The organism is Haemophilus sp. C1 (assembly GCF_001276515.1).
In the GTDB taxonomy this organism is placed as follows: Bacteria; Pseudomonadota; Gammaproteobacteria; order Enterobacterales; family Pasteurellaceae; genus Haemophilus.
Genome location: NZ_LDVZ01000025.1, coordinates 1 through 21,823, shown reverse-complemented (window position 1 = coordinate 21,823; position 21,823 = coordinate 1). Strand labels below are relative to the sequence as shown.

19 protein-coding genes are annotated in these 21,823 nt (G+C 36.3%); 11 read left to right on the top strand and 8 right to left on the bottom strand.

Annotated features, from left to right (window positions below; all coding sequences use genetic code 11):
• Positions 1-108: 108 nt before the first annotated feature.
• Positions 109-762, bottom strand: a complete 654-nt coding sequence (tfoX, locus tag ABW51_RS08390) for a DNA transformation protein TfoX (RefSeq protein WP_082318429.1) — start codon at positions 760-762, stop codon at positions 109-111.
• A 385-nt stretch (positions 763-1,147) separates the two neighbouring features.
• Here tfoX and recA point away from each other — a divergent pair, with 385 nt between their 5' ends.
• Positions 1,148-2,212 (top strand): recombinase RecA, encoded by a 1,065-nt coding sequence (gene recA / locus ABW51_RS08385; RefSeq protein WP_053466381.1) that lies wholly within the window; start codon positions 1,148-1,150, stop codon positions 2,210-2,212.
• Between the two features lie 79 nt (positions 2,213-2,291).
• Positions 2,292-2,750: a recombination regulator RecX gene (gene recX / locus ABW51_RS08380; protein WP_053466380.1), complete on the top strand. Its 459-nt coding sequence runs from the start codon at positions 2,292-2,294 to the stop codon at positions 2,748-2,750.
• Here recX and crcB read toward each other — a convergent pair.
• The 4 genes from crcB to hcp form a co-directional block, all read right to left on the bottom strand.
• Positions 2,747-3,133: a fluoride efflux transporter CrcB gene (crcB, locus tag ABW51_RS08375; protein ID WP_053466379.1), complete on the bottom strand. Its 387-nt coding sequence runs from the start codon at positions 3,131-3,133 to the stop codon at positions 2,747-2,749. The two genes, recX and crcB, sit on opposite strands and share 4 nt — an antisense overlap.
• The gene (locus tag ABW51_RS08370; RefSeq protein WP_053466378.1) at positions 3,133-3,951 is read right to left on the bottom strand and encodes a Cof-type HAD-IIB family hydrolase; all 819 of its coding nucleotides are present in this window, start codon (positions 3,949-3,951) and stop codon (positions 3,133-3,135) included. Before ABW51_RS08370 ends, crcB begins: the two co-directional genes overlap by 1 nt.
• A 112-nt stretch (positions 3,952-4,063) precedes the next feature.
• Positions 4,064-5,086: an NADH oxidoreductase gene (gene hcr, locus ABW51_RS08365; protein WP_053466377.1), complete on the bottom strand. Its 1,023-nt coding sequence runs from the start codon at positions 5,084-5,086 to the stop codon at positions 4,064-4,066.
• A gap of 103 nt (positions 5,087-5,189) precedes the next feature.
• Positions 5,190-6,842 carry a hydroxylamine reductase gene (gene hcp / locus ABW51_RS08360; protein ID WP_046949265.1) on the bottom strand — a complete coding sequence of 551 codons (1,653 nt, stop codon included), beginning with the start codon at positions 6,840-6,842 and terminating at the stop codon, positions 5,190-5,192.
• Between the two features lie 366 nt (positions 6,843-7,208).
• On the opposite strand from hcp, the gene ABW51_RS08355 reads away from it, so the two are divergent.
• From ABW51_RS08355 to ABW51_RS08340, 4 genes are all read left to right on the top strand, one after another.
• Entirely contained in the window at positions 7,209-8,213 is a 1,005-nt protein-coding gene (locus tag ABW51_RS08355) for an ornithine carbamoyltransferase (protein WP_009499652.1), read from the top strand.
• A 9-nt stretch (positions 8,214-8,222) separates the two neighbouring features.
• Positions 8,223-9,155: a carbamate kinase gene (arcC, locus tag ABW51_RS08350; RefSeq protein WP_005632200.1), complete on the top strand. Its 933-nt coding sequence runs from the start codon at positions 8,223-8,225 to the stop codon at positions 9,153-9,155.
• Between the two features lie 105 nt (positions 9,156-9,260).
• On the top strand, positions 9,261-10,790 hold the full coding sequence (locus ABW51_RS08345) for a YfcC family protein (RefSeq protein WP_053466376.1): 1,530 nt from the start codon (positions 9,261-9,263) through the stop codon (positions 10,788-10,790).
• A 93-nt stretch (positions 10,791-10,883) separates the two neighbouring features.
• The gene (locus ABW51_RS08340; RefSeq protein ID WP_053466375.1) at positions 10,884-11,351 is read left to right on the top strand and encodes an Lrp/AsnC family transcriptional regulator; all 468 of its coding nucleotides are present in this window, start codon (positions 10,884-10,886) and stop codon (positions 11,349-11,351) included.
• Positions 11,352-11,386: 35 nt separating this feature from the next.
• Here the strand turns inward: ABW51_RS08340 and ABW51_RS08335 are convergent, their stop codons facing one another.
• On the bottom strand, positions 11,387-12,622 hold the full coding sequence (locus ABW51_RS08335; protein WP_053466374.1) for a Zn-dependent hydrolase: 1,236 nt from the start codon (positions 12,620-12,622) through the stop codon (positions 11,387-11,389).
• Between the two features lie 122 nt (positions 12,623-12,744).
• On the opposite strand from ABW51_RS08335, the gene pepE reads away from it, so the two are divergent.
• From pepE to cpdB, 4 genes are all read left to right on the top strand, one after another.
• Positions 12,745-13,449 carry a dipeptidase PepE gene (gene pepE / locus ABW51_RS08330; protein WP_012055130.1) on the top strand — a complete coding sequence of 235 codons (705 nt, stop codon included), beginning with the start codon at positions 12,745-12,747 and terminating at the stop codon, positions 13,447-13,449.
• A 17-nt stretch (positions 13,450-13,466) separates the two neighbouring features.
• Positions 13,467-14,762, top strand: a complete 1,296-nt coding sequence (gene dcuC, locus ABW51_RS08325) for a C4-dicarboxylate transporter DcuC (protein WP_053466373.1) — start codon at positions 13,467-13,469, stop codon at positions 14,760-14,762.
• Between the two features lie 70 nt (positions 14,763-14,832).
• On the top strand, positions 14,833-16,104 hold the full coding sequence (locus ABW51_RS08320; protein WP_053466372.1) for a M20 family metallo-hydrolase: 1,272 nt from the start codon (positions 14,833-14,835) through the stop codon (positions 16,102-16,104).
• A 92-nt stretch (positions 16,105-16,196) separates the two neighbouring features.
• A complete protein-coding gene (gene cpdB, locus ABW51_RS08315; protein WP_053466371.1) occupies positions 16,197-18,170 on the top strand; it encodes a 2',3'-cyclic-nucleotide 2'-phosphodiesterase in 1,974 nt (657 codons plus the stop codon).
• Positions 18,171-18,256: 86 nt separating this feature from the next.
• Here cpdB and ABW51_RS08310 read toward each other — a convergent pair whose 3' ends face one another.
• Positions 18,257-18,649 (bottom strand): MerR family transcriptional regulator, encoded by a 393-nt coding sequence (locus tag ABW51_RS08310; RefSeq protein ID WP_053466370.1) that lies wholly within the window; start codon positions 18,647-18,649, stop codon positions 18,257-18,259.
• 24 nt (positions 18,650-18,673) lie between these two features.
• Positions 18,674-19,351, bottom strand: coding sequence for a cation diffusion facilitator family transporter (locus ABW51_RS08305; protein ID WP_053466369.1), 678 nt, complete (start codon positions 19,349-19,351; stop codon positions 18,674-18,676).
• Positions 19,352-19,863: 512 nt separating this feature from the next.
• Here ABW51_RS08305 and mnmG point away from each other — a divergent pair.
• Entirely contained in the window at positions 19,864-21,753 is a 1,890-nt protein-coding gene (mnmG, locus tag ABW51_RS08300; protein WP_053466368.1) for a tRNA uridine-5-carboxymethylaminomethyl(34) synthesis enzyme MnmG, read from the top strand.
• Positions 21,754-21,823 lie beyond the last annotated feature (70 nt).

Here is a 21,823-nt window from a genome sequence, read left to right as displayed (position 1 = left end):
GGAAACTTAAATACTTCACAACAGTGCGTCGTTGTGTGCGGTGCATTATAGGGATTTTCTAAACCCTTGCAAGTACTTTTTGCAAAAAATTATTTGAATGAACAAATTTTATTCGTCATCTAATTTTCTATAGCCTTTCAAGCCATTCTTTCTCAAAATTTCGTTTAATTTCTTTAATAAACGCTCTTTTTCCGATTGACTTAAAAATTGACTATTTTTATTTTGCAAAGCACATACTAACTTCCAATAAAAATCTAAAGTTGCTCCGCTGCCGCTTTTCTTTAATTCCACCAATGCATTTTCTGCACCAATTTCTCTTAGCATTGCAACATCAGTAATGCCAACTTTTATTAGCGCTCTTTCATGCTTGATAGTTAAATTGGGTAAATCCTTTAATCTATTTAGCTTTCTTAAAGTACGATCTAACTTCTGATTGCGAATTTGCTGAATAGAAAGAATAATCAACTTTCTACACAACATATTATTACGCATCACCTGATCTGAAAGTGCATAATATTGAGAAAGTACAAATCGCTTATTCAACTCATTTGTTGTAAACGGTTCACAGCCTAATTTACTTAATTGAATTGCAAGTTCATCCTCACCACGTAGATAAAGTTTTTTATTCTGCCAAATGGCAAACATAGTCTCTTCCTTGTGAAACAAACCGTAACCTGTAAAAAGATTTTTAAAGGTAACATTTCCTACTAACTGATCTAACAAAGAGCAAACACTATCTATATGCTCATCCTTTATATTCATATTAAACCTCCAATGAATAATTATTTTAAAAGAGTCAGTAGAAGTACTTCTGATTTGGTTTATATCATGAAGTTTTTCATCTTACTAAGAATAAATTTCAGATTTGTGAAGCTGATCGTAAATTTGAAATTTATTTTTATGTAAACAATTGGTTTATATATAAATATACTATATTTAAAATTTTTCTTACTATTATGGTTTGTATATAATTTAACCTAATTATTCAATTAACGAGTTTTTATCATCCACCCTCATTTTAAGGTTTTGATCTACTTTCTTTGGAATACAGATCTCATACATTTCACAAATATAAATATTTTTCTTGACCTGTACATCAATACAGATATAATCACAAAAAATTGAACATTCAAACAGGATTTTAATTATGGCGACTCAAGAAGAAAAACAAAAAGCTCTAGCGGCTGCACTAGGGCAAATCGAAAAACAATTTGGTAAAGGCTCAATTATGAAGTTAGGCGATACCAAAACGTTGGATGTAGAATCTATTTCTACTGGATCACTTGGCTTAGATGTTGCACTAGGAATCGGTGGTTTACCTATGGGACGAATTGTAGAAATTTTCGGACCTGAATCATCAGGTAAAACCACATTAACTCTTTCCGTCATTGCTCAAGCGCAAAAAGCAGGAAAAACCTGTGCGTTTATTGACGCGGAACACGCACTTGATCCTATTTATGCCGCAAAACTTGGGGTAGATGTAAAAGAACTTTTTGTTTCTCAACCTGATAATGGTGAACAAGCACTTGAAATCTGTGATGCATTAGTTCGCTCTGGCGCAATTGATGTAATTATTGTGGACTCCGTTGCCGCACTGACACCAAAAGCTGAAATTGAAGGGGATATGGGTGATTCCCATATGGGGCTACAAGCTCGTTTAATGTCACAAGCTTTACGTAAACTTACTGGCCAAATTAAAAATGCAAACTGTCTAGTTGTGTTTATTAACCAAATCCGTATGAAAATAGGCGTGATGTTTGGTAATCCTGAAACCACCACTGGCGGTAATGCATTAAAATTCTATTCTTCAGTTCGCTTGGATATTCGCCGTACAGGTTCTGTAAAAGATGGTGAAAATATCATTGGAAATGAAACCCGGGTAAAAGTAGTGAAAAACAAATTAGCGGCACCATTCCGCCAAGTGGATTTCCAAATTCTCTATGGAGAAGGCATTTCAAAAGCAGGTGAATTATTAGAACTTGGGGTAAAACACAAACTTGTAGAAAAATCAGGCGCCTGGTATTCCTATAATGGCGAAAAAATTGGCCAAGGTAAAACTAACTCAATGAAATGGCTCAATGAAAATCCAGAAAAAGCAGATGAGTTAGAAGCTCGTTTACGCGCAGAATTAGTGGCTAATCCAGAACAAGCTTTAATGGCTGACATTGAACAATCTGAAAATAGTTCAGAATCAGAAAGTGATTTTGAATAAATCAAATCATCAACGCCAAAAGTGCGGTCATTTTTAACCGCACTTTATATCAACTCAATAAAAATAAAGGAATCATTCCTTGTCATCTCTTGCTTTTAATTACATAGTTAATCTTCTTTCCCGCAGAGAATATAGTGAATTCGAGCTCCGCAATAAAATGCAGGAAAAGAACTTTTCGGAAGAAGAAATTGATGATGCATTATCTTTATGCCAGGCAAAAAATTGGCAAAGTGATCGTCGTTTTTCAGAAAATTATCTAAATTCACGCGCGCAAAAAGGTTATGGTTTAGGACGAATTCGACAAGAATTACTCCAATTAAAAGGTGTGTCTTCTGATATTATTGATGAAGTTTTAATGGAATCAGAAATTGATTGGTATGAAATGGCTGAGAACTTGTTACGTAAAAAATTCCCAAATTACAACGAACAGCAAACGCCTAAAATGAAACAAAAAATTTGGCAATATATGCTATCACATGGATTTCGTAGCAATGAATTTGCTGATTTAATTGGGCAAAACCAAAGTGAATGGGATTAATGTAAAAGTTGAGAACAAATTTTATATATCCAAATGCCCAACACAGTCATAGCTAAACATCCGAATAAATGCATCATCAATACACAAAATCCATTTAACCACTTGTCATTAAAAAATAATTCCACAACTTCGGAAGAAAAAGAAGAAAATGTGGTTAGCGATCCTAAAAAACCGGTAATTAAAAATAACCGCCATTCAGCACTAATTTGTGGAAATTGCCAAAAAAGCCCAAGTAATACACCAATAATTAAACAACCAAGCAAATTAGCGATTAAAGTCCCAAAAGCAAACGAAGAAAATAAAGGATTAAATAACAATCCTATAGCCCAACGCAATGACGCGCCTAATATTGCACCACAACTTATGAATAATAATGCCTGCATTAATAATCTAATCCAAATTGGGTTCTCAAATAACGAGCGACAGATTCTTCTTTATTTGAGCCTATAACTTCTAACTCTGGACAAGCTTTTTTTAAACGAATATCTGCATCTTGCATGATACAGCCTTTACCAGTCCAAGAAAGCATTTCTACATCATTCATTCCATCACCAAAAGCAATACAGTCCTTTAACTCATATTCTCGCGATTCGAGTAAATGTTTTAATGCGTCGCCTTTTGAAACATTCTTATTCATTACTTCCAAACAAGCTAATGCTGAATAAACTATTGTCGTTACATCACCAAACTTATCTCGTAAATAAGTTTCTACTTCAACTAAATCCTCTGGACTTTTACCAATAAAAAAGACTTTTTCTGTCCCACGTCCATGATGTTTGGAAAAATCAACTACGTTATAATCGAATCCAGATTCTTTATGGAACTGACGCATTGCAGGAATATCTTTATTAGTAAACCAACCTTCATCTTGATAGCTATTCATGCATACTTTGGAAGTATCAAATGGCGTTTTGTAAAGCTCTAGAACTAACTCTTCAGGCAAGCTGTTGCTATAAAGCAAATTACCCTGTAAATCCCGTACACGAGCACCATTTGATGTAATCATAACCGCACGTTCCGCACCAATTTTTCCAAGAATGGATGACACATCGGTATGGTTACGCCCCGTTGCCAAAATGATATCCACACCGTTTTGCTCTAATGCTCTCAGCGTATCAATGGTAAGATCACCCACTAAATGTTCAGGAGTTAAAAGGGTGCCATCTAAATCAGACACCATTGCTCGAAAAGGTAAATTCATAAAAACCTCAAAAAATAATTTGCGGTTATCATATCACTAAATATACAAATTGCCCTTGTCTAAGATCAATGTATAAAAAACCGTAATAAAAATAACCGCACTTTATTAAGGATTAAGGCATTAAATCAACTGATATATTTCCTTTCATTTGACAGCAGCACGCTAAAACATAACCTTGTTTAATTTCATCTTCTGTCAACGGTCCGTTTGAACTCACTTCATAATCACCACTCACCACTAAAGTTTTACAAGAACCACAAATACCTTCTCTACAGGCAGCAATAATCGGTGCTTTATGCTCTTCCAAAGCAGCTAACAATGTTTTTCCAACAGGTACAGAAAAAGTTTGAGGTACTGGATTAGTAATAGAAAGCGTCACTTGTTTACTATTATCTAACATACAATTTTCTGCTGAAGAATGAAATTGCTCTAAAAAGAAACGCTCTGATGGGATACCAAGGGATTCTGTCATCGCACGTAAATCACTCATATAACTCTCAGGGCCACAAGTAAGCACTGTATAATCAGCTATATTGGGTACAAGGTCAGATAACATTTGACTATTTAAACGTCCAGCGATAAAGCCATCATCTGCATCAACAGAAGCATTAATAAATAATTTTAACTGTGGAAATTGTTCTTTCAGTAATACCCATTCTCGTTTAAAAATAACATCTTTAGGCGAATGGACACTATAGAATACAACCACATCTACACCTGGTTTATTTTTTAATAACCATCGAGTCATAGACATGATTGGCGTAACGCCACATCCACCAGCAACAAGCAAATATCGATCACTTACAATGCGGGTACAGGTAAATTTACCCATTGGATCGGATAGCCAAATTTGATCACCTTCTTTAATTTCGGATGTAATCCAATTAGAACCAACTCCATTTTTAATACGACGAACGGTTAAAGTAACAAAACGGCTCATTCCTGGCGTAGACGATAGCGTATAAGCTCGTACAATATTTGGTGTATTACGAATACTCACTAAAGCATACTGGCCAGGCTCATAAGGGTAAAAATCTTGTGCTATTAATTCAATTGTATAGACATCATCTGTTTCCTGATGAATAGAATGCACCTGCATTTCGTTATAACACAACGGATTCTGATTATTTGACATAGAATTTTCTCTTTGAAGATAGAAAAAAGTGCGGTGGATTTTTAAAATGTTTATAAAACTAATACTACAAATTAAAAAATCGACCGCACTTTTCTATGAAATGTTATTTAGCTAAAGCTTCTGCCATATCTTGTTCAGGCGTAGTCAAACCGCGCAAACCAAATTTTTCATTTAATAATGCCATCACATTATCATTTAAAAATGCGGGAGCTGTCGGCCCTGTATAGATATTTTTAACACCTAACGCCAATAAGGTAAGCAAAATAACAATAGCTTTTTGCTCAAACCAAGAAAGCACAAGTGTTAATGGCAATTCGTTAACGCCAACACCTAGTTTTTGTGAAAGATTTACAGCAAGCATTATCGCAGAATACGCATCATTACATTGCCCAACATCTAGCAAGCGAGGTAACCCATCAATAGCGCCAAAATCCAATTTATTAAAACGATATTTACCACAACCTAAAGTTAAAATCGCACAATCTTCTGGTACTTGACGAGCAAAATCAGTGTAATAGCTACGTTCACCTTTGCTGCCATCACAACCGCCCACTAAGAAAACATGACGCAATTTTCCACCAGCAACAAGATTAATCACCGCATCTGAAGCATCTAATAAAGTTTGACGACCAAACCCAACTGTAATTTTGTGTTCTAATTCATCATAAGGGAATCCTGCCATTTCTTGCGCTTTCGCGATAACTTGACTGAAATCACGATCTTCAATGTGCGTTACACCAGGCCAGCCCACAATACTACGGGTATAAATACGATCTGCATAATTACCAACATTAGGATCAATAATACAGTTAGAGGTCATAATTACGGGGCCAGGGAATTTAGCAAATTCTTTCTGCTGATTTTGCCAACCACTTCCATAGTTACCAACTAAATGGTTGTATTTTTTCAATTCTGGGTAACCATGCGCAGGTAACATTTCACCATGAGTATAAATATTTATCCCTGTGCCTTCCGTTTGTTCTAAAAGTGCTTTTAAATCTTTTAAATCATGACCAGAAATTAAAATACATTTTCCTGCTACAGGCTTCACATTTACCGTTGCGGGAACAGGATGACCAAATGCTTCTGTTTCACCCGCATCTAATAAACTCATTACTTGAAAATTCATATTACCGATGCCAAGCGCCTTTTCTAACAATTCATTTAGATCGCTTGGATTTGTTCCTAGCCACGCCATAAACTCATGGAATTGACGATATACCTCATTATCAAATTTACCTAAAACATGGGCATGTTCCATATAAGCAGCCGCACCTTTTAAACCGTATAAACAAAGCATACGCACGCCATGTACTTCTTCCCCAATCAAAGTGCGGTCAGAATTTAGGGCAAAATTCGCTGCTTGTTTTGTTAAATCAGAAATCGTTGCGCCTTCAAGCTGTAAATGAGCTAATGGATGGTTTATATCAATACTTGGATTTAGTGTACGGCAGCGTTTCATTAAATTATCGCGATAAGCGATGGCTTGTTGCGCATATTCAACTATACGTTGAGAATCAAAGTTTACATTAGTCAAGGTAGAAAAAAATGCTTGTGCCGTAAAAGCATCAATTTCATTATCGATAATAGCTAAATCTCTCGCTTGAATAGCCCAAGCAGATAAGCTTTGCAGAGTTGCAACAAGGAGGTCTTGTAAATCAGAAGTTTCCGCAGTTTTACCGCACATTCCTTGAGAGTAACTACAACCGTTACCCACAGGTGTACGCATTGTTTGTTCGCATTGTACGCAGTACATAATTAAGTCCTTTTGATTAGAATAGAAAGTTTCGTTATAAACCCGATAAAATCACTCAGATTTATAAAAAAATGATAAAACCTTTTTTCTACTAGATACAAAAGGAAATTTAGATTAATTAGAATTTGTTTGATCTAGATTAAATTAATACCAATAACGAATTAATCTATTTTTATTTGAAAGAACACAAATTCTAACAATACTAAAAACCACGCAATAAAATTCTATATATTGGCATTACCAGTTGAAAAACGATAACAAATTTCATTTTATTTCTCTTATAATGCAACTGTTCGAACGACAAGCAGTATCTCGAATGATGTATGTTTATTCCCCAATGGATAGTCAAAACACAAGGAGATTATTATGGCTTTCAATATGAAAAATAGACATTTACTTAGTCTTGTTCATCACACAGAACGTGAAATTAAATATCTCTTAGATCTCTCCCGAGATTTGAAACGAGCCAAATATGCAGGCACAGAACAACAAAAATTAAAAGGCAAAAATATCGCGCTCATCTTTGAAAAAACCTCCACCCGCACACGTTGTGCATTCGAAGTCGCCGCTCATGACCAAGGCGCTCAAGTCACCTACATCGACCCTAACTCCTCCCAAATTGGCCACAAAGAAAGTATGAAAGATACCGCCCGCGTATTAGGCAGAATGTATGATGGTATTGAATATCGTGGCTTTAAACAAAGTATCGTTCAAGAACTTGCTGATTATGCTGGTGTACCAGTATTCAATGGTTTAACCGATGAATTCCACCCAACACAAATGCTTGCCGACGTACTTACCATGATTGAACATTGCGACAAACCATTAAGCGAAATTAGCTATGTATATATTGGGGATGCTCGCAATAACATGGGTAATTCACTTTTATTAATTGGTGCAAAATTAGGTATGGATGTGCGGATTTGTGGACCTAAAGCATTATTACCAGAAGCAAGTCTTGTAGAAATGTGCGAAAAATTTGCGAAAGAAAGTGGTGCTCGTATTACTGTAACTGAAGATATCGACAAAGCGGTGAAAGGTGTAGATTTTGTCCATACTGATGTGTGGGTTTCAATGGGTGAACCATTAGAAACTTGGGGCGAACGCATTAAATTATTACTTCCTTATCAAGTAACCCCAGAATTAATGAAACGCACTGGTAATCCAAAAGTGAAATTTATGCACTGCTTACCTGCCTTCCATAACAGTGAAACCAAAGTTGGTCGTCAAATTGCTGAAAAATATCCTGAATTAGCTAATGGTATTGAAGTAACTGAAGACGTATTTGAATCTCCAATGAACATTGCATTTGAACAAGCAGAAAACCGTATGCACACAATTAAAGCGGTAATGGTAGCAAGTTTGGCATAAGGAGGCAGTATGAGAATAGTGATTGCATTAGGCGGTAATGCGTTATTACGACGCGGAGAGCCGCTGACAGCCGAAAATCAACGACAAAATGTTCGCATTGCTTGTGAGCAAATTGCTAAAATTTGGCCAAATAATGAATTAGTGATAGCACACGGTAATGGCCCACAAGTTGGTTTGCTCGCCTTACAAGGCGCTGCCTATACTGATGTGCCAACCTATCCTTTAGATGTATTAGGTGCAGAGTCAGTAGGAATGATTGGTTATATGATTCAACAAGAACTCGGTAATTTAGTTCCATTTGAAGTGCCATTTGCAACTTTATTATCTCAAGTAGAAGTTGATATCAACGACCCAGCTTTCAAAAATCCAACTAAACCAATTGGCCCTGTTTATACGAAAGAAGAAGCTGAACGTTTGGCAAAAGAAAAAAATTGGTCTATCGCACAAGATGGTGATAAATATCGTCGCGTTGTACCAAGTCCATTACCAAAACGTATTTTTGAAATTCGTCCGGTCAAATGGTTGCTTGAAAAAGGCAGTATCGTAATTTGTGCGGGTGGCGGCGGTATCCCGACCTATTATGATGAAAACCATAATTTACAAGGTGTTGAAGCCGTTATCGACAAAGATTTATGTTCAGCTTTACTTGCGGAAAATCTTGATGCGGATTTATTTATCATCGCAACTGATGTTTCTGCAACTTTCGTAGATTGGGGTAAACCAACTCAAAAAGCAATTTCTGTCGCATCACCTGAAGCCATTTCAGAACTTGGTTTCGCTGCAGGTTCCATGGGGCCGAAAGTACAAGCCGCGATCAACTTTGCGAAACAAACAGGAAAAGATGCAGTAATAGGCTCTTTATCTGATATTGTGGACATTGTGAAAGGAAAAGCTGGTACTCGTATTACGAAAAAAGCTGAAGGCATATCCTATTATGCCTAAATAATAAAAGAACTTTGAGAGGTCATTCTCAAGGTAAAAAGTGCGGTTCGTTTAACCGATGTTTTTACCAACCGCACTTTAAACGTTACACATAAGGAGCTCGCTATGGATGCGTCCAAAAAGAAGAAAACGTTTAATTTCCCATCAGCGTTTACCATTTTATTTGCAATATTAATTCTCGCTGTTGGATTGACCTGGGTAATTCCATCCGGTTCATATTCAAAATTAACATATAATTCCACTGATAATGTATTTGTTGTCAAAGCTTACGGCGTTGACGATAAAACTTATCCCGCCACAACAGACACTCTTGATAATCTCAATATCAAAATTAAACTCTCCAACTTCACCGAAGGCGTAATCAAAAAACCAATCGCTATTCCTGGTACCTATCAACGTGTAGAACAACACCACAAAGGCATTGAAGACATCACAAAAAGTATGGTGGAAGGAACTATCGAAGCCGTTGATGTCATGGTCTTTATCTTCGTATTAGGGGGTATGATTGGTGTTATTAACCGAACCGGTTCTTTTAATGCTGGTTTGATGGCTCTCGCGAAAAAAACCAAAGGTAATGAGTTTTTTATTGTATTCAGCGTATCCGTCTTAATGGTGTTAGGTGGCACAACATGCGGTATTGAAGAAGAGGCCGTGGCATTCTATCCAATTCTAGTGCCGGTATTCTTGGCTCTGGGATACGATGCGATAGTCTGCGTAGGGGCTATATTCCTTGCTTCATCTATGGGAACTGCATTCTCTACAATTAACCCATTCTCCGTTGTTATCGCATCAAATGCAGCTGGTATTCAATTTACTGAAGGTATTGGTTTCCGTGCTCTAGGTTTGGTTTTAGGGGCTACTTGCGTAATCGCATATCTTTATTGGTACTGTAAAAAAATTAAAGCTGACCCAAGTTTTTCTTTCACTTATGACGATCGCGAAGAATTTCGCCAACGTTATATGAAGAACTTTGATCCAAATGCAACTATCGAATTCTCAGCTCGTCGCAAATTAATCTTAACACTTTTCTGTATTGCATTCCCTATTATGATTTGGGGTGTAATGGTTGGCGGATGGTGGTTCCCTCAAATGGCTGCATCTTTCCTTGCCATTACTATCATCATTATGTTTATTAGTGGCTTGTCTGAAAAAGATATTGTGGAATCCTTCACTGAAGGTGCATCAGAATTAGTAGGCGTGTCCTTAATCATTGGTCTTGCTCGTGGCGTAAACTTAGTACTCGAACAAGGTATGATTTCTGACACTATCCTTGATTATATGTCTAATGTGGTTAGTGGTATGCCAGGTAGCGTATTCATCTTAGGCCAATTAGTCGTATTTATTTTCCTAGGTTTAATCGTACCATCTTCTTCTGGTTTAGCCGTACTTTCAATGCCAATTATGGCACCACTTGCTGACTCAGTGGGTATTCCACGCGATATCGTGGTTTCCGCTTACAACTGGGGACAATATGCAATGCTATTCTTGGCACCAACAGGATTAGTATTGGTGACACTCCAAATGTTGCATATTCCATTTGATAGATGGGTTAAATTCGTCATGCCAATGATTGGATGCTTATTGCTAATTGGTTCCATTTTATTGGTAGTACAAGTATCTTTATATAGTGTTTAACTAATTAGTCAAATTGCCGCCTAGATCACAGTTTTTCTAGGCGGTTTCTTTTATAATAAGTTATCTTTTTTGTTAGCATAAAAAGGATTTACTATGCTTAAAAAACGCTTCGACAATATCGATACCCGTATTCTTAAAGCATTGCAACGCAATGGTCGATTACAAAATAATGAACTGGCTAACGAAATAGGACTTTCAAATTCAGCTTGTTTACGCCGAGTAAATCAACTGGAAGAAAGCGGCGTAATTGATAGTTATGTTGCCTTATTGAATCCCAAGAAAGTAAATTGTCATCTTATCGTTTATGCATTAGGTTCTTTCTTTGAAGAAGATACTGAATTAAAAGAGCGGTTTATTTTTGAGGTAAAATTAATCCCACAGATCATCGAATGTCATTTTATGGCAGGAACTTTCGATTTTCTTTTGAAGCTTTGTGTATCAGATTTAGAAGAATTTAACCACATTAAAACCACTTATCTCAATTCTAGGCTTGGCATTAAAACATTAAAATCAGAAGTAACACTAAAAACGGTTAAATCAACAACTGAGTTGCCTTTATAAAAAACTCGCATTATTTATACGAGTTTTTATAATAATTAACAAACTTCAGCCTGTTCTAATATAACTTTTTGTAAAACTTTAATTCCTGCCTCTATATATTTCCAATCAGTAAATTCAAGAGGGTTATGACTAATTCCCAAATGAGATGGAACAAAAATCATACCTGTCGGACAAAGTGTTGCCATATGCATTGCATCATGTCCAGCACCACTTGGCATTATTTCGTAAGAATAACCAAGGGAATGTGCAGTTTCAGCTATTTGGTTTACCATATTTTCAGGTAATACTATTGGATTATCTTTTGAAATAAGTTGTAACTCAATTAATAAACCTCTTTTTTCTGAAACTTTACTAACTTCCTCTTGTAATAATTCAAATACAGAATCTCTAGCTTGTACATGTGTACCTCGAATATCTACTAATAATTCACAATATCCTGGCACAACATTCATTACTCCTGGTTTAGCTGTAATATTACCTACAGTAGCTACTGTAGAATGTCCAGCTTGAATAGCCGCTTGCTCAATAGCAAGTGATAATTCAGCTCCTCCTAACAATGCATCATGACGATAATGCATTGCTGTTGCTCCTGAATGATCCGCTTGTCCTTTAATTTTAACAATTGCACGAATTGGAGCAGCAATACCTGTCACAACACCTATTGTTTTTCCTTCATTCTCTAAACGAGGGCCTTGTTCTATATGAAGTTCAAAAAAACATTTAAATTCCTTTGCATCACGTTTTGCTTGATTAATCAAATTAAAATTCATTCCTACTTCAGCCATAGCTTCTGATAAACCCTTTCCTTGTTTATCACGTAACAAACTTAATTTTTCTTGATTTACTATACCACACATAACTTTACTACCCAATGTAGCAAAATTAAATCTACTCGATTCTTCACAAGTAAAAATTATCAATTCTAAAGGATAACGAGTCTGAATATTCTGTTCACACAATTGCAAAAGAATTTCCAACCCAGCAACAGATCCCAAAGGACCATCAAATTTACCCGCATTCACAACAGTATCAATATGCGATCCGAATGCAACTGCAGGTAAAAAATCTTCTTTACCTGCCTTACGAATAAAAAGATTTCCAATTGAATCTCGACGAATAGATAAATCATATTCTTTACATAATTCAATAATCATATTATGGGCCTTTTCATCCTCCTCTGTAAAAGCTAAGCGAGTCAGCTCGTTTGGTACTGATGAAATAAAAGCCAGTTTTTCAATTAAATTTTGAACACGATTAAGATTAATTGACATAGTTTTCTCCTGATATGATTTATTTTTTGATATTCGTCAAACAATAATAATTTTTCGTTGAAAATTAACCTTTTCTAAGCGTAATATCGGTATTTCTAAATACCTATAAAAAGGAGTAGAAAATGAAAAACATGTTACTGCTCAGTAGCTCAAAATACAAGAACACAGGTTATCTTGAACACACTCTACCTTGGTTACAAAATTTCTTGGCGGATTATCGTGGTAAAACAATTGCTTTTGTGCCTTATGCTGGGGTACGCCGCACTTTTGATGAATACGAAAAAACTGTGCAAAATGCACTTTCTTATTTAGAGATGAATATTGTTTCCGTTCATCATGGTAAACAGCATCGAGATATTATTGAACAAGCAGATGTCATCGCTATTGGCGGCGGGAATACATTTTGTTTGTTAAAACAGCTTTATGAACACAATTTAATTGATATCATTCGTGAAAAAGTGAATAACAGTACGCCTTATTTTGGTTGGAGTGCTGGGGCAAATGTAGTGGGTGCATCCATTATGACAACGAATGATATGCCGATTACTTATCCTCCTTCATTTCAAGCATTACAGCTTTTTCCTCATCAAATTAATCCGCACTTTATTTCAGGTAAAATGCAAGGTCATAATGGCGAAAGCCGAGAAGAACGTTTGGCTGAATTTTTACTCGTTAATCCAACCGCACTTGTATATGCCTTACCTGAAGGTTCTGCACTTCATATACAAAATGAAATGGCAACTGTGTTGGGTGAAAATCCTATTTTGTGCTTCAGTGAAAATATGGAATGTGGCACATTTGATATCAATACAACTTTTTCTTATTAACTTAAAAGGAACATATAATGGAATTATTCAAATCCATCGTTGCAGTGATTGGCATTATTGCCACAATTTATTTTCTGATTAAAAAAGCCGAAACCCGAACAGTTTTGATTGGTGTCGGTTTAATAATGTCCATTCTGACGCTGAATCCAATGGGTGCATTAGATGCTTTTGCCAAAAGCATGACATCTGGCGGATTAATTATGGCCATCTGTTCTAGTATGGGTTTTGCTTATGTAATGAAATACACTCAATGTGACACTCATCTAGTGCATTTACTTACCAAACCATTAAGCGGATTAAAATTCTTCTTAATTCCGATTGCAACAGTCATCACCTTTTTCATCAATATTGCTATTCCTTCTGCTGCTGGTTGTGCAGCTGCGGTTGGTGCAACATTAATTCCTGTTTTAAAAAGTGCGGGTGTTCGACCAGCTACTGCTGGGGCAGCTATTTTAGCAGGGACTTTTGGATCAATGATGAGCCCAGGTTCTTCTCACTCTGCAATGATTAGTGAAATGTCAGGCTTAACTATCACTCAAGTAAACCTTTCACATGCGCCATATAGCATGATTGCGGGAGCAATAGGTGCGGTTGTTTTAACAATTCTTGCGCTTGTTTTTAAAGATTATGGTGAACAACATCGCCAAGCTTATCTTGCAGAACAAAAAGAAAGTGAAATTAAAGTTGTTGAAGGTGTCAATGTACTTTATGCCCTTGCACCATTAATACCATTAGTTATTTTAGTAATTGGTGGAACCTCATTACAACAAGTACCGGGTCTTGAATGGACTAAAATGGGTGTGCCTCAAGCGATGCTGATTGGTGCAATTTACGGCATTATCGTCACTCGCATTTCCCCAGTAAAAATCACTGAAGAATTTTTCAATGGTATGGGAAATTCTTATGCAAACGTACTTGGTATCATCATTGCAGCCAGTGTTTTTGTAGCAGGATTAAAATCTACGGGCGCAGTTGATGCTGCAATTTCTTTCTTAAAAGAATCCAACGAATTTGTACGTTGGGGTGCAACAATTGGACCATTCTTAATGGGCTTAATTACAGGCTCTGGTGATGCTGCAGCGATTGCCTTTAACACTGCTGTCACACCACATGCTGTAGAACTCGGTTACACTCATGTAAATCTTGGTATGGCAGCAGCCATTGCTGGTGCAATTGGTCGTACAGCTTCACCAATTGCAGGCGTAACTATTGTTTGTGCAGGACTTGCGATGGTAAGTCCAGTAGAAATGGTAAAACGTACCGCGCCAGGCATGATACTTGCTGTTTTATTCTTAGCATTATTTATGTTGTAAAAATAGTAAAAAATTGACCGCACTTTTTTAAGTGCGGTCTGTTTTTATAGACTTTTAAAGGAAGAAAAAAATGAACTTAGATTTAAATCAACTTGTTAAATGGCGTCGTGAATTTCATCGTTTTCCAGAAATTGGTTGGAGTGAATTTTGGACAACTTCTCGCATTGCAGATTACTTGGAAGACTTAGATTGTTTTGAAATTTTTCTAGGCAAACAAATTATAAATCCGGATTTTGTTCGTGGACGAAAACAAGCCGTAGTAGATAAAGGTTTAGCTAATGCAAAAGCCTATGGAGCCAATGAAAAATGGCTAGAAAAAATGGAAGGATATACTGGTTGTGTGGCATTATTTGATTCAGGTAAACTAGGGAAAACTATTGCATTACGTTTTGACATAGACTGTGTGAATGTAACTGAAACTCGCTCACCAGAGCATATTCCAAATAAAGAAGGTTTTGCCTCAATTAACGATGGTTTTATGCATGCTTGTGGACATGATTCACACATTACAATAGGTCTAGGCGTTGCATTATGGATCGCTCAGAACAAAGATAAACTCACTGGAAAAGTAAAAATTGTATTCCAACCAGCAGAAGAAGGTGTTCGAGGTGCAGCAGCCATTGCACAAAGTGGCATAATTGATGATGCAGATTATTTTGCTTCTTCACACATTAGTTTTTGCGCGAATACAGGCACTGTTATTGCTAATCCAAGAAATTTTCTTTCCACTACAAAAATTGATATTCGCTACAAAGGTAAACCTGCACATGCAGGTGCAGCGCCCCATTTAGGTCGTAATGCCTTATTAGCTGCAGCGCATACAGTCACTCAACTTCATGGTATTGCACGCCATGGTGAAGGCATGACAAGAATTAATGTGGGTGTGCTAAGAGCGGGTGAAGGACGAAATGTCATTCCATCCTCTGCTGAATTACAATTAGAAGTGCGGGGAGAAAATAAAGCAATTAATGAATACATGACTGAACAAGTCATGCAAATAGCCAAAGGTATCTCCATAAGTTTTGATGTTGCATATGAAACTGAAATTGTAGGTGAAGCAGTGGATATGAATAACGATGTTGAACTTATAAAACTCATCGAAGAAATATCCCTTGAACAACCACAAATAAATAACGTAAATTCAAATTATGCTTTCAATGCAAGTGAAGATGCGACTATTTTAGGTAGACGTGTACAAGAACACGGAGGCAAAGCTATTTACTTCATTCTTGGAGCAGATCGCACAGCAGGTCATCATGAAGCTGAATTTGATTTTGATGAAAATCAATTGCTTACTGGGGTTAATATTTATACTTCTTTAGTACAAAGATTATTAGCTTAATTAAATAAAAATATTTTTACTCCTTTCTTTTAAGAATCTACTATTTTTCTTAGAATAAAGGCAATATCTACTCACCTTATAAGGAAAACTCAATGATTAATAGACGTCATTTTATTCAAATCGGTGCAAGCAGTATTCTTGCATTAAGTGCAAGCCGTTTTGCGACAGCAAAAGGTAAACATGATGTAGATTTACGTATTGTTGCTACTACTGACGTTCACAGTTTCTTAACAGACTTTGATTATTACAAAGACGCCCCAACCGAGAAATTCGGTTTTACTCGTGCAGCAAGCCTTATTCGTCAAGCTCGTTCTGAAGTAAAAAATAGTGTATTAGTAGATAACGGTGATCTAATTCAAGGTAATCCAATTGCAGACTATCAAGCTGCACAAGGCTATAAAGAGGGTAAATCTAACCCTGCGGTCGATTGTTTAAATGCGATGAATTATGAAGTGGGTACATTAGGTAACCACGAATTTAACTATGGTCTCAATTATCTTGCAGATGCCATCAAACAAGCTAAATTCCCAATTGTGAATGCCAACGTAGTAAAAGTCGGAACTGAAGAACCTTATTTCACACCTTATGTCATTCAAGAAAAATCAGTTGTTGATAATCAAGGTAAAACACATAAATTAAAAATTGGTTACATCGGTTTTGTGCCACCGCAAATTATGGTTTGGGATAAAGCAAACCTTCAAGGCAAAGTTGAAACCCGTGATATTGTAAAAACAGCACAAAAATATGTACCTGAAATGAAGAAAAAAGGGGCAGATATTGTCGTTGCATTAGCTCACACAGGCCCATCAGATGAACCTTATCAAGAAGGTGCCGAAAACTCAGCATTCTATCTAGCTGATGTTCCACATATTGATGCCGTCATTTTTGGTCACTCACACCGTTTATTCCCAAATAAAGAATTTGCGAAATCACCAAATGCAGACATCGTAAATGGTACAGTAAAAGGTGTACCAGAAAGTATGGCTGGTTATTGGGCAAATAATATCAGCGTGGTGGATTTAGGCTTAACAGAACACAAAGGAAAATGGATTGTAACCTCTGGAAAAGCGGTTCTTCGTCCAATCTATGATGCAGAAAATAAAAAAGCACTTGCAGAAAATGACCCAGAAATTACCGCACTTTTAAAACCAGTTCACGAAGCGACACGTAAATTTGTGTCTCAACCTATTGGTAAAGCAACAGATAATATGTACAGCTATCTTGCATTAGTACAAGATGATCCAACCATTCAAATTGTTAACCAAGCGCAAAAAGCTTATGTAGAAAAAGTTGCACCAAGTGTTGCAGCAATGGCAGGCTTACCTATTCTAAGTGCAGGTGCTCCATTTAAAGCGGGTGGTCGTAAAAATGACCCAACAGGTTATACCGAAGTAAATAAAGGTGAATTAACTTTCCGTAATGCGGCAGACTTATATCTCTATCCAAATACATTAGTGGTGGTTAAAGCAACAGGCGAACAATTAAAAGAATGGTTAGAATGTAGTGCTGGTATGTTTAAACAAATTGACCCTACAAGTGATAAACCACAATCATTAATCGATTGGGAAGGGTTCCGCACTTATAACTTTGATGTAATTGATGGTGTCAATTATGAATACGATCTAACCAAACCTGCTCGTTACGATGGCGAATGTAAATTAATTAACCCAGAATCGCATCGTGTAGTGAACCTCACTTATCAAGGTAAACCGGTTGATCCAAAAGCAGAATTATTGATTGCAACGAATAACTATCGTGCTTATGGTAATAAATTCCCAGGCACTGGCGATCAACATATTGTTTACGCATCACCAGATGAAAACCGTCAAATTTTAGCTGATTACATTAAAGTAACCAGTGAAAAAGAAGGTTCTGTAAATCCTAGCGCGGATAAAAACTGGCGCTTTACGCCAATCAAAGGCAACGATAAATTAGATGTCCGTTTTGAAACATCGCCAAGCGAACAAGCGGCGAAATTTATCGCTGAAAAAGCACAATATCCGATGAAACAGGTGGGTACTGACGAAATCGGTTTTGCAGTGTATCAAATTGATTTATCTAAATAATAATTAGGAAAATAAAATGCCGTCTAAAAATTAAAATTTAGGCGGCATTTTTTCTTCCTAAAGAGCGGTCAAATTTTTGAGTATTTTTACAAATTGCATTCGCTTTTCAACCCTTCTATTGCTTTACATTCCTCTTCATTATGTTCACTTTCGGTAACAATAGACTGTAAAAAATCTTTGATTTCTAATAATTGAGATATTTTATTTTCCACTTGAATCAGTTGATTCAGTACTAATTGATCCGCTTGATAATGATCTTTCATACTAAATTTAATACGATTGAGTGCCTTAATATTCTCTAAAGAGAAACCCAACGTTCGACATTTTTTGATAAATTTTAATTGTTCTACACTTTTTTCATCATAATATCGATAACCATTAGCCAATCGCTTAGGTGGCTGCAATACTCCTTGCTTTTCATAGTAGCGGATAGTTTCAATATTAGTATGCGTAGATTTACTTAATTCGCTAATTTTCATTATTTCCTCAAGCAATTTTTTACTTTAATGAGAATGATCATCTAATAAAAAATGTGTATTACTATCATACAAGGATTTAACAGCTCTAGAAACTGTGGAAATACCGCTGTATAAGACAAAAAGACTTAAAATACCACTAGCCACTACATCAACCCACTGCCAATTTAACCAATAAGCACTTATTCCTGCAATAATAGCAACAACCGAACCAAATAAATCTACTAAAACATGCAAATATGCTGCACGAATATTCAAATTATGGCGATTACTTTTTAGCATAATAAAAGCTACCAACAAATTAATCCCAAACCCTAGTAAAGCTACACCTAACATTGGCAAAGCGACTATTTCTATCGGAGCCTGCCAACGTGTTACAGCCTCGATAAAAATCCAAATAGCGACCCAAACTAATGAGATTCCATTGATTAAAGCTAACCATTTTTGCCATCTTAGACTTAAAAATAACCCAATCCATGCTAAAAAAATAGATAAACTATCATTTGCCATATGCCCAGCATCAGCCATCAAAGTAAGGCTGTTAAAGCAATATCCCCCTAGAAATTCAACAACCATATAAAAGGTAATAATTGCAAAACTAATGCCTAATACCATTTTATTTTTAGAAATTTGGCTATGAGGGCAAGATGCATGTTGCTGATATTCTTTAGGAGTATAATTTTTTACTATAGAAACTTCTTTCATTTTATTTTCTTAACTATTTGATTTACTTTGCAAGAAGCATAAAGTCTGTAGTAACTACAATGTCAAGTCATAAAACGTACATTTAATAAAATTAATTGTTTAAAAAAACTAAATTATAGGGATTTCAATAAAAATTCATTTTTATCTGTGGATAACTCATAAATAATCTGTCATAAAACTGTTTTTACTCACTTGGTAACTTTAAGAAAAAATAAAATTATTAATAACTTTCCATTTTACACACAAGATTTTTAAAGAAAATGATCGCATTTTCACAAGATCTTTGGATCCTATAACACCTGTTTCCATAAGGATCGAATAAGGTTACTCATAACCACAAAGGATCTTAATAGTAACAATAATAAGATCTTTATATATAAAAAGAGATCTTATTTACTAATACAAACCTGATCTTTGAAAGGATCAATAGATCCATTCTTTTTTTGTCAGGTGTTTTAAATTTCTGTAAAATAGCGCCAATTTTTTGATCCGAATAAATAATAGAGATAGATATGTTTTACACTGAAACTTATGATGTGATTGTGATCGGTGGTGGCCATGCGGGTACAGAAGCCGCGCTTGCACCAGCTCGAATGGGATTAAAAACCCTTTTATTAACGCATAATGTAGATACTTTAGGGCAAATGTCTTGTAACCCTGCAATTGGTGGGATCGGTAAAGGTCATTTAGTAAAAGAAGTCGATGCAATGGGCGGTTTAATGGCCCATGCTGCAGATAAAGCAGGGATCCAATTTCGTACTTTAAATAGCAGTAAAGGCCCTGCAGTACGTGCTACTCGAGCTCAAGCTGACAGAGTTCTATATCGTCAAGCTGTTCGTACTGCATTAGAAAATCAACCTAATTTAGATATTTTCCAACAAGAAGCGACCGATATTCTGATTGAGCAAGATCGAGTTGCAGGCGTTAGCACAAAAATGGGATTAACTTTTCGTGCTAAATCAGTGGTATTAACTGCAGGTACTTTCTTAGCAGGTAAAATTCATATTGGTTTGGAAAATTATGAAGGTGGTCGAGCTGGGGATCCTGCTTCTGTAAATCTTTCACATAGATTAAGAGATCTCGGATTACGTGTAGATCGTCTTAAAACAGGTACACCACCACGTATTGATGCGCGTACGATCAATTTTGATATTTTAGCTAAACAACATGGTGATGCCGTATTACCGGTATTCTCTTTTATGGGATCAGTGGATGATCACCCTCAACAAATTCCTTGTTATATCACCCATACTAATGAACAAACCCATGAAGTGATCCGTAATAACTTGGATCGCAGTCCAATGTATACCGGTGTGATTGAAGGTATTGGCCCTCGTTATTGTCCATCCATTGAAGATAAAGTGATGCGTTTTGCGGATCGTAATTCACATCAAATCTATTTGGAACCAGAAGGCTTAACCAGTAATGAAGTCTATCCAAACGGGATTTCTACCAGTTTACCGTTTGACGTACAAATGGGCATTGTTAATTCCATGAAAGGGTTAGAAAATGCACGCATTGTGAAGCCAGGTTATGCCATTGAATATGATTATTTTGATCCACGCGATTTAAAACCAACATTAGAAACAAAAGCTATTTCAGGTTTATTCTTCGCAGGTCAAATTAATGGTACAACGGGTTATGAAGAAGCGGCAGCTCAAGGCTTATTAGCGGGGATTAATGCTGGTCTTTATGTACAAGAAAAAGAGGCATGGTATCCACGCCGTGATCAATCTTATACTGGCGTATTGGTTGATGACCTTTGCACGCTTGGTACCAAAGAACCATATCGCGTATTTACTTCTCGTGCGGAATATCGTTTGTTATTACGTGAAGATAATGCAGACATTCGTTTAACGCCAATTGCCCATGAATTAGGTTTGATTGATGAGGCTCGTTGGGCGCGCTTTAATCAAAAAATGGAAAATATAGAACAAGAACGCCAACGTTTACGCAGCATTTGGTTACATCCTCGTTCGGAATATTTAGAAGAAGCGAATAAAGTACTTAGCAGCCCACTTGTGCGTGAAGCCAGCGGTGAAGATTTATTACGCCGTCCAGAAATGACCTACGATATTTTGACTTCTTTAACGCCATACAAACCGGCAATGGAAGATAGAGAAGCTGTAGAACAAGTGGAAATTGCCATTAAGTATCAAGGCTATATTGAGCATCAACAAGAAGAAATCGAAAAACAAAAACGCCACGAAAATACAACTATCCCGGCTAACTTTGATTACAGCAAAGTGTCTGGTTTATCTAATGAAGTGCGTGCGAAGTTAGAACAGCATCGCCCCGTTTCCATTGGCCAAGCGAGCCGAATTTCAGGCATCACTCCTGCAGCAATTTCAATTATTCTGGTGAATTTGAAAAAACAAGGCATGCTAAAACGCGGTGAATAACGTTTAGAATGAAAAGTGCGGTTATTTTGATCTGACCCCAAAAAGTTAGACTGTTATTTAAAGGATTGTT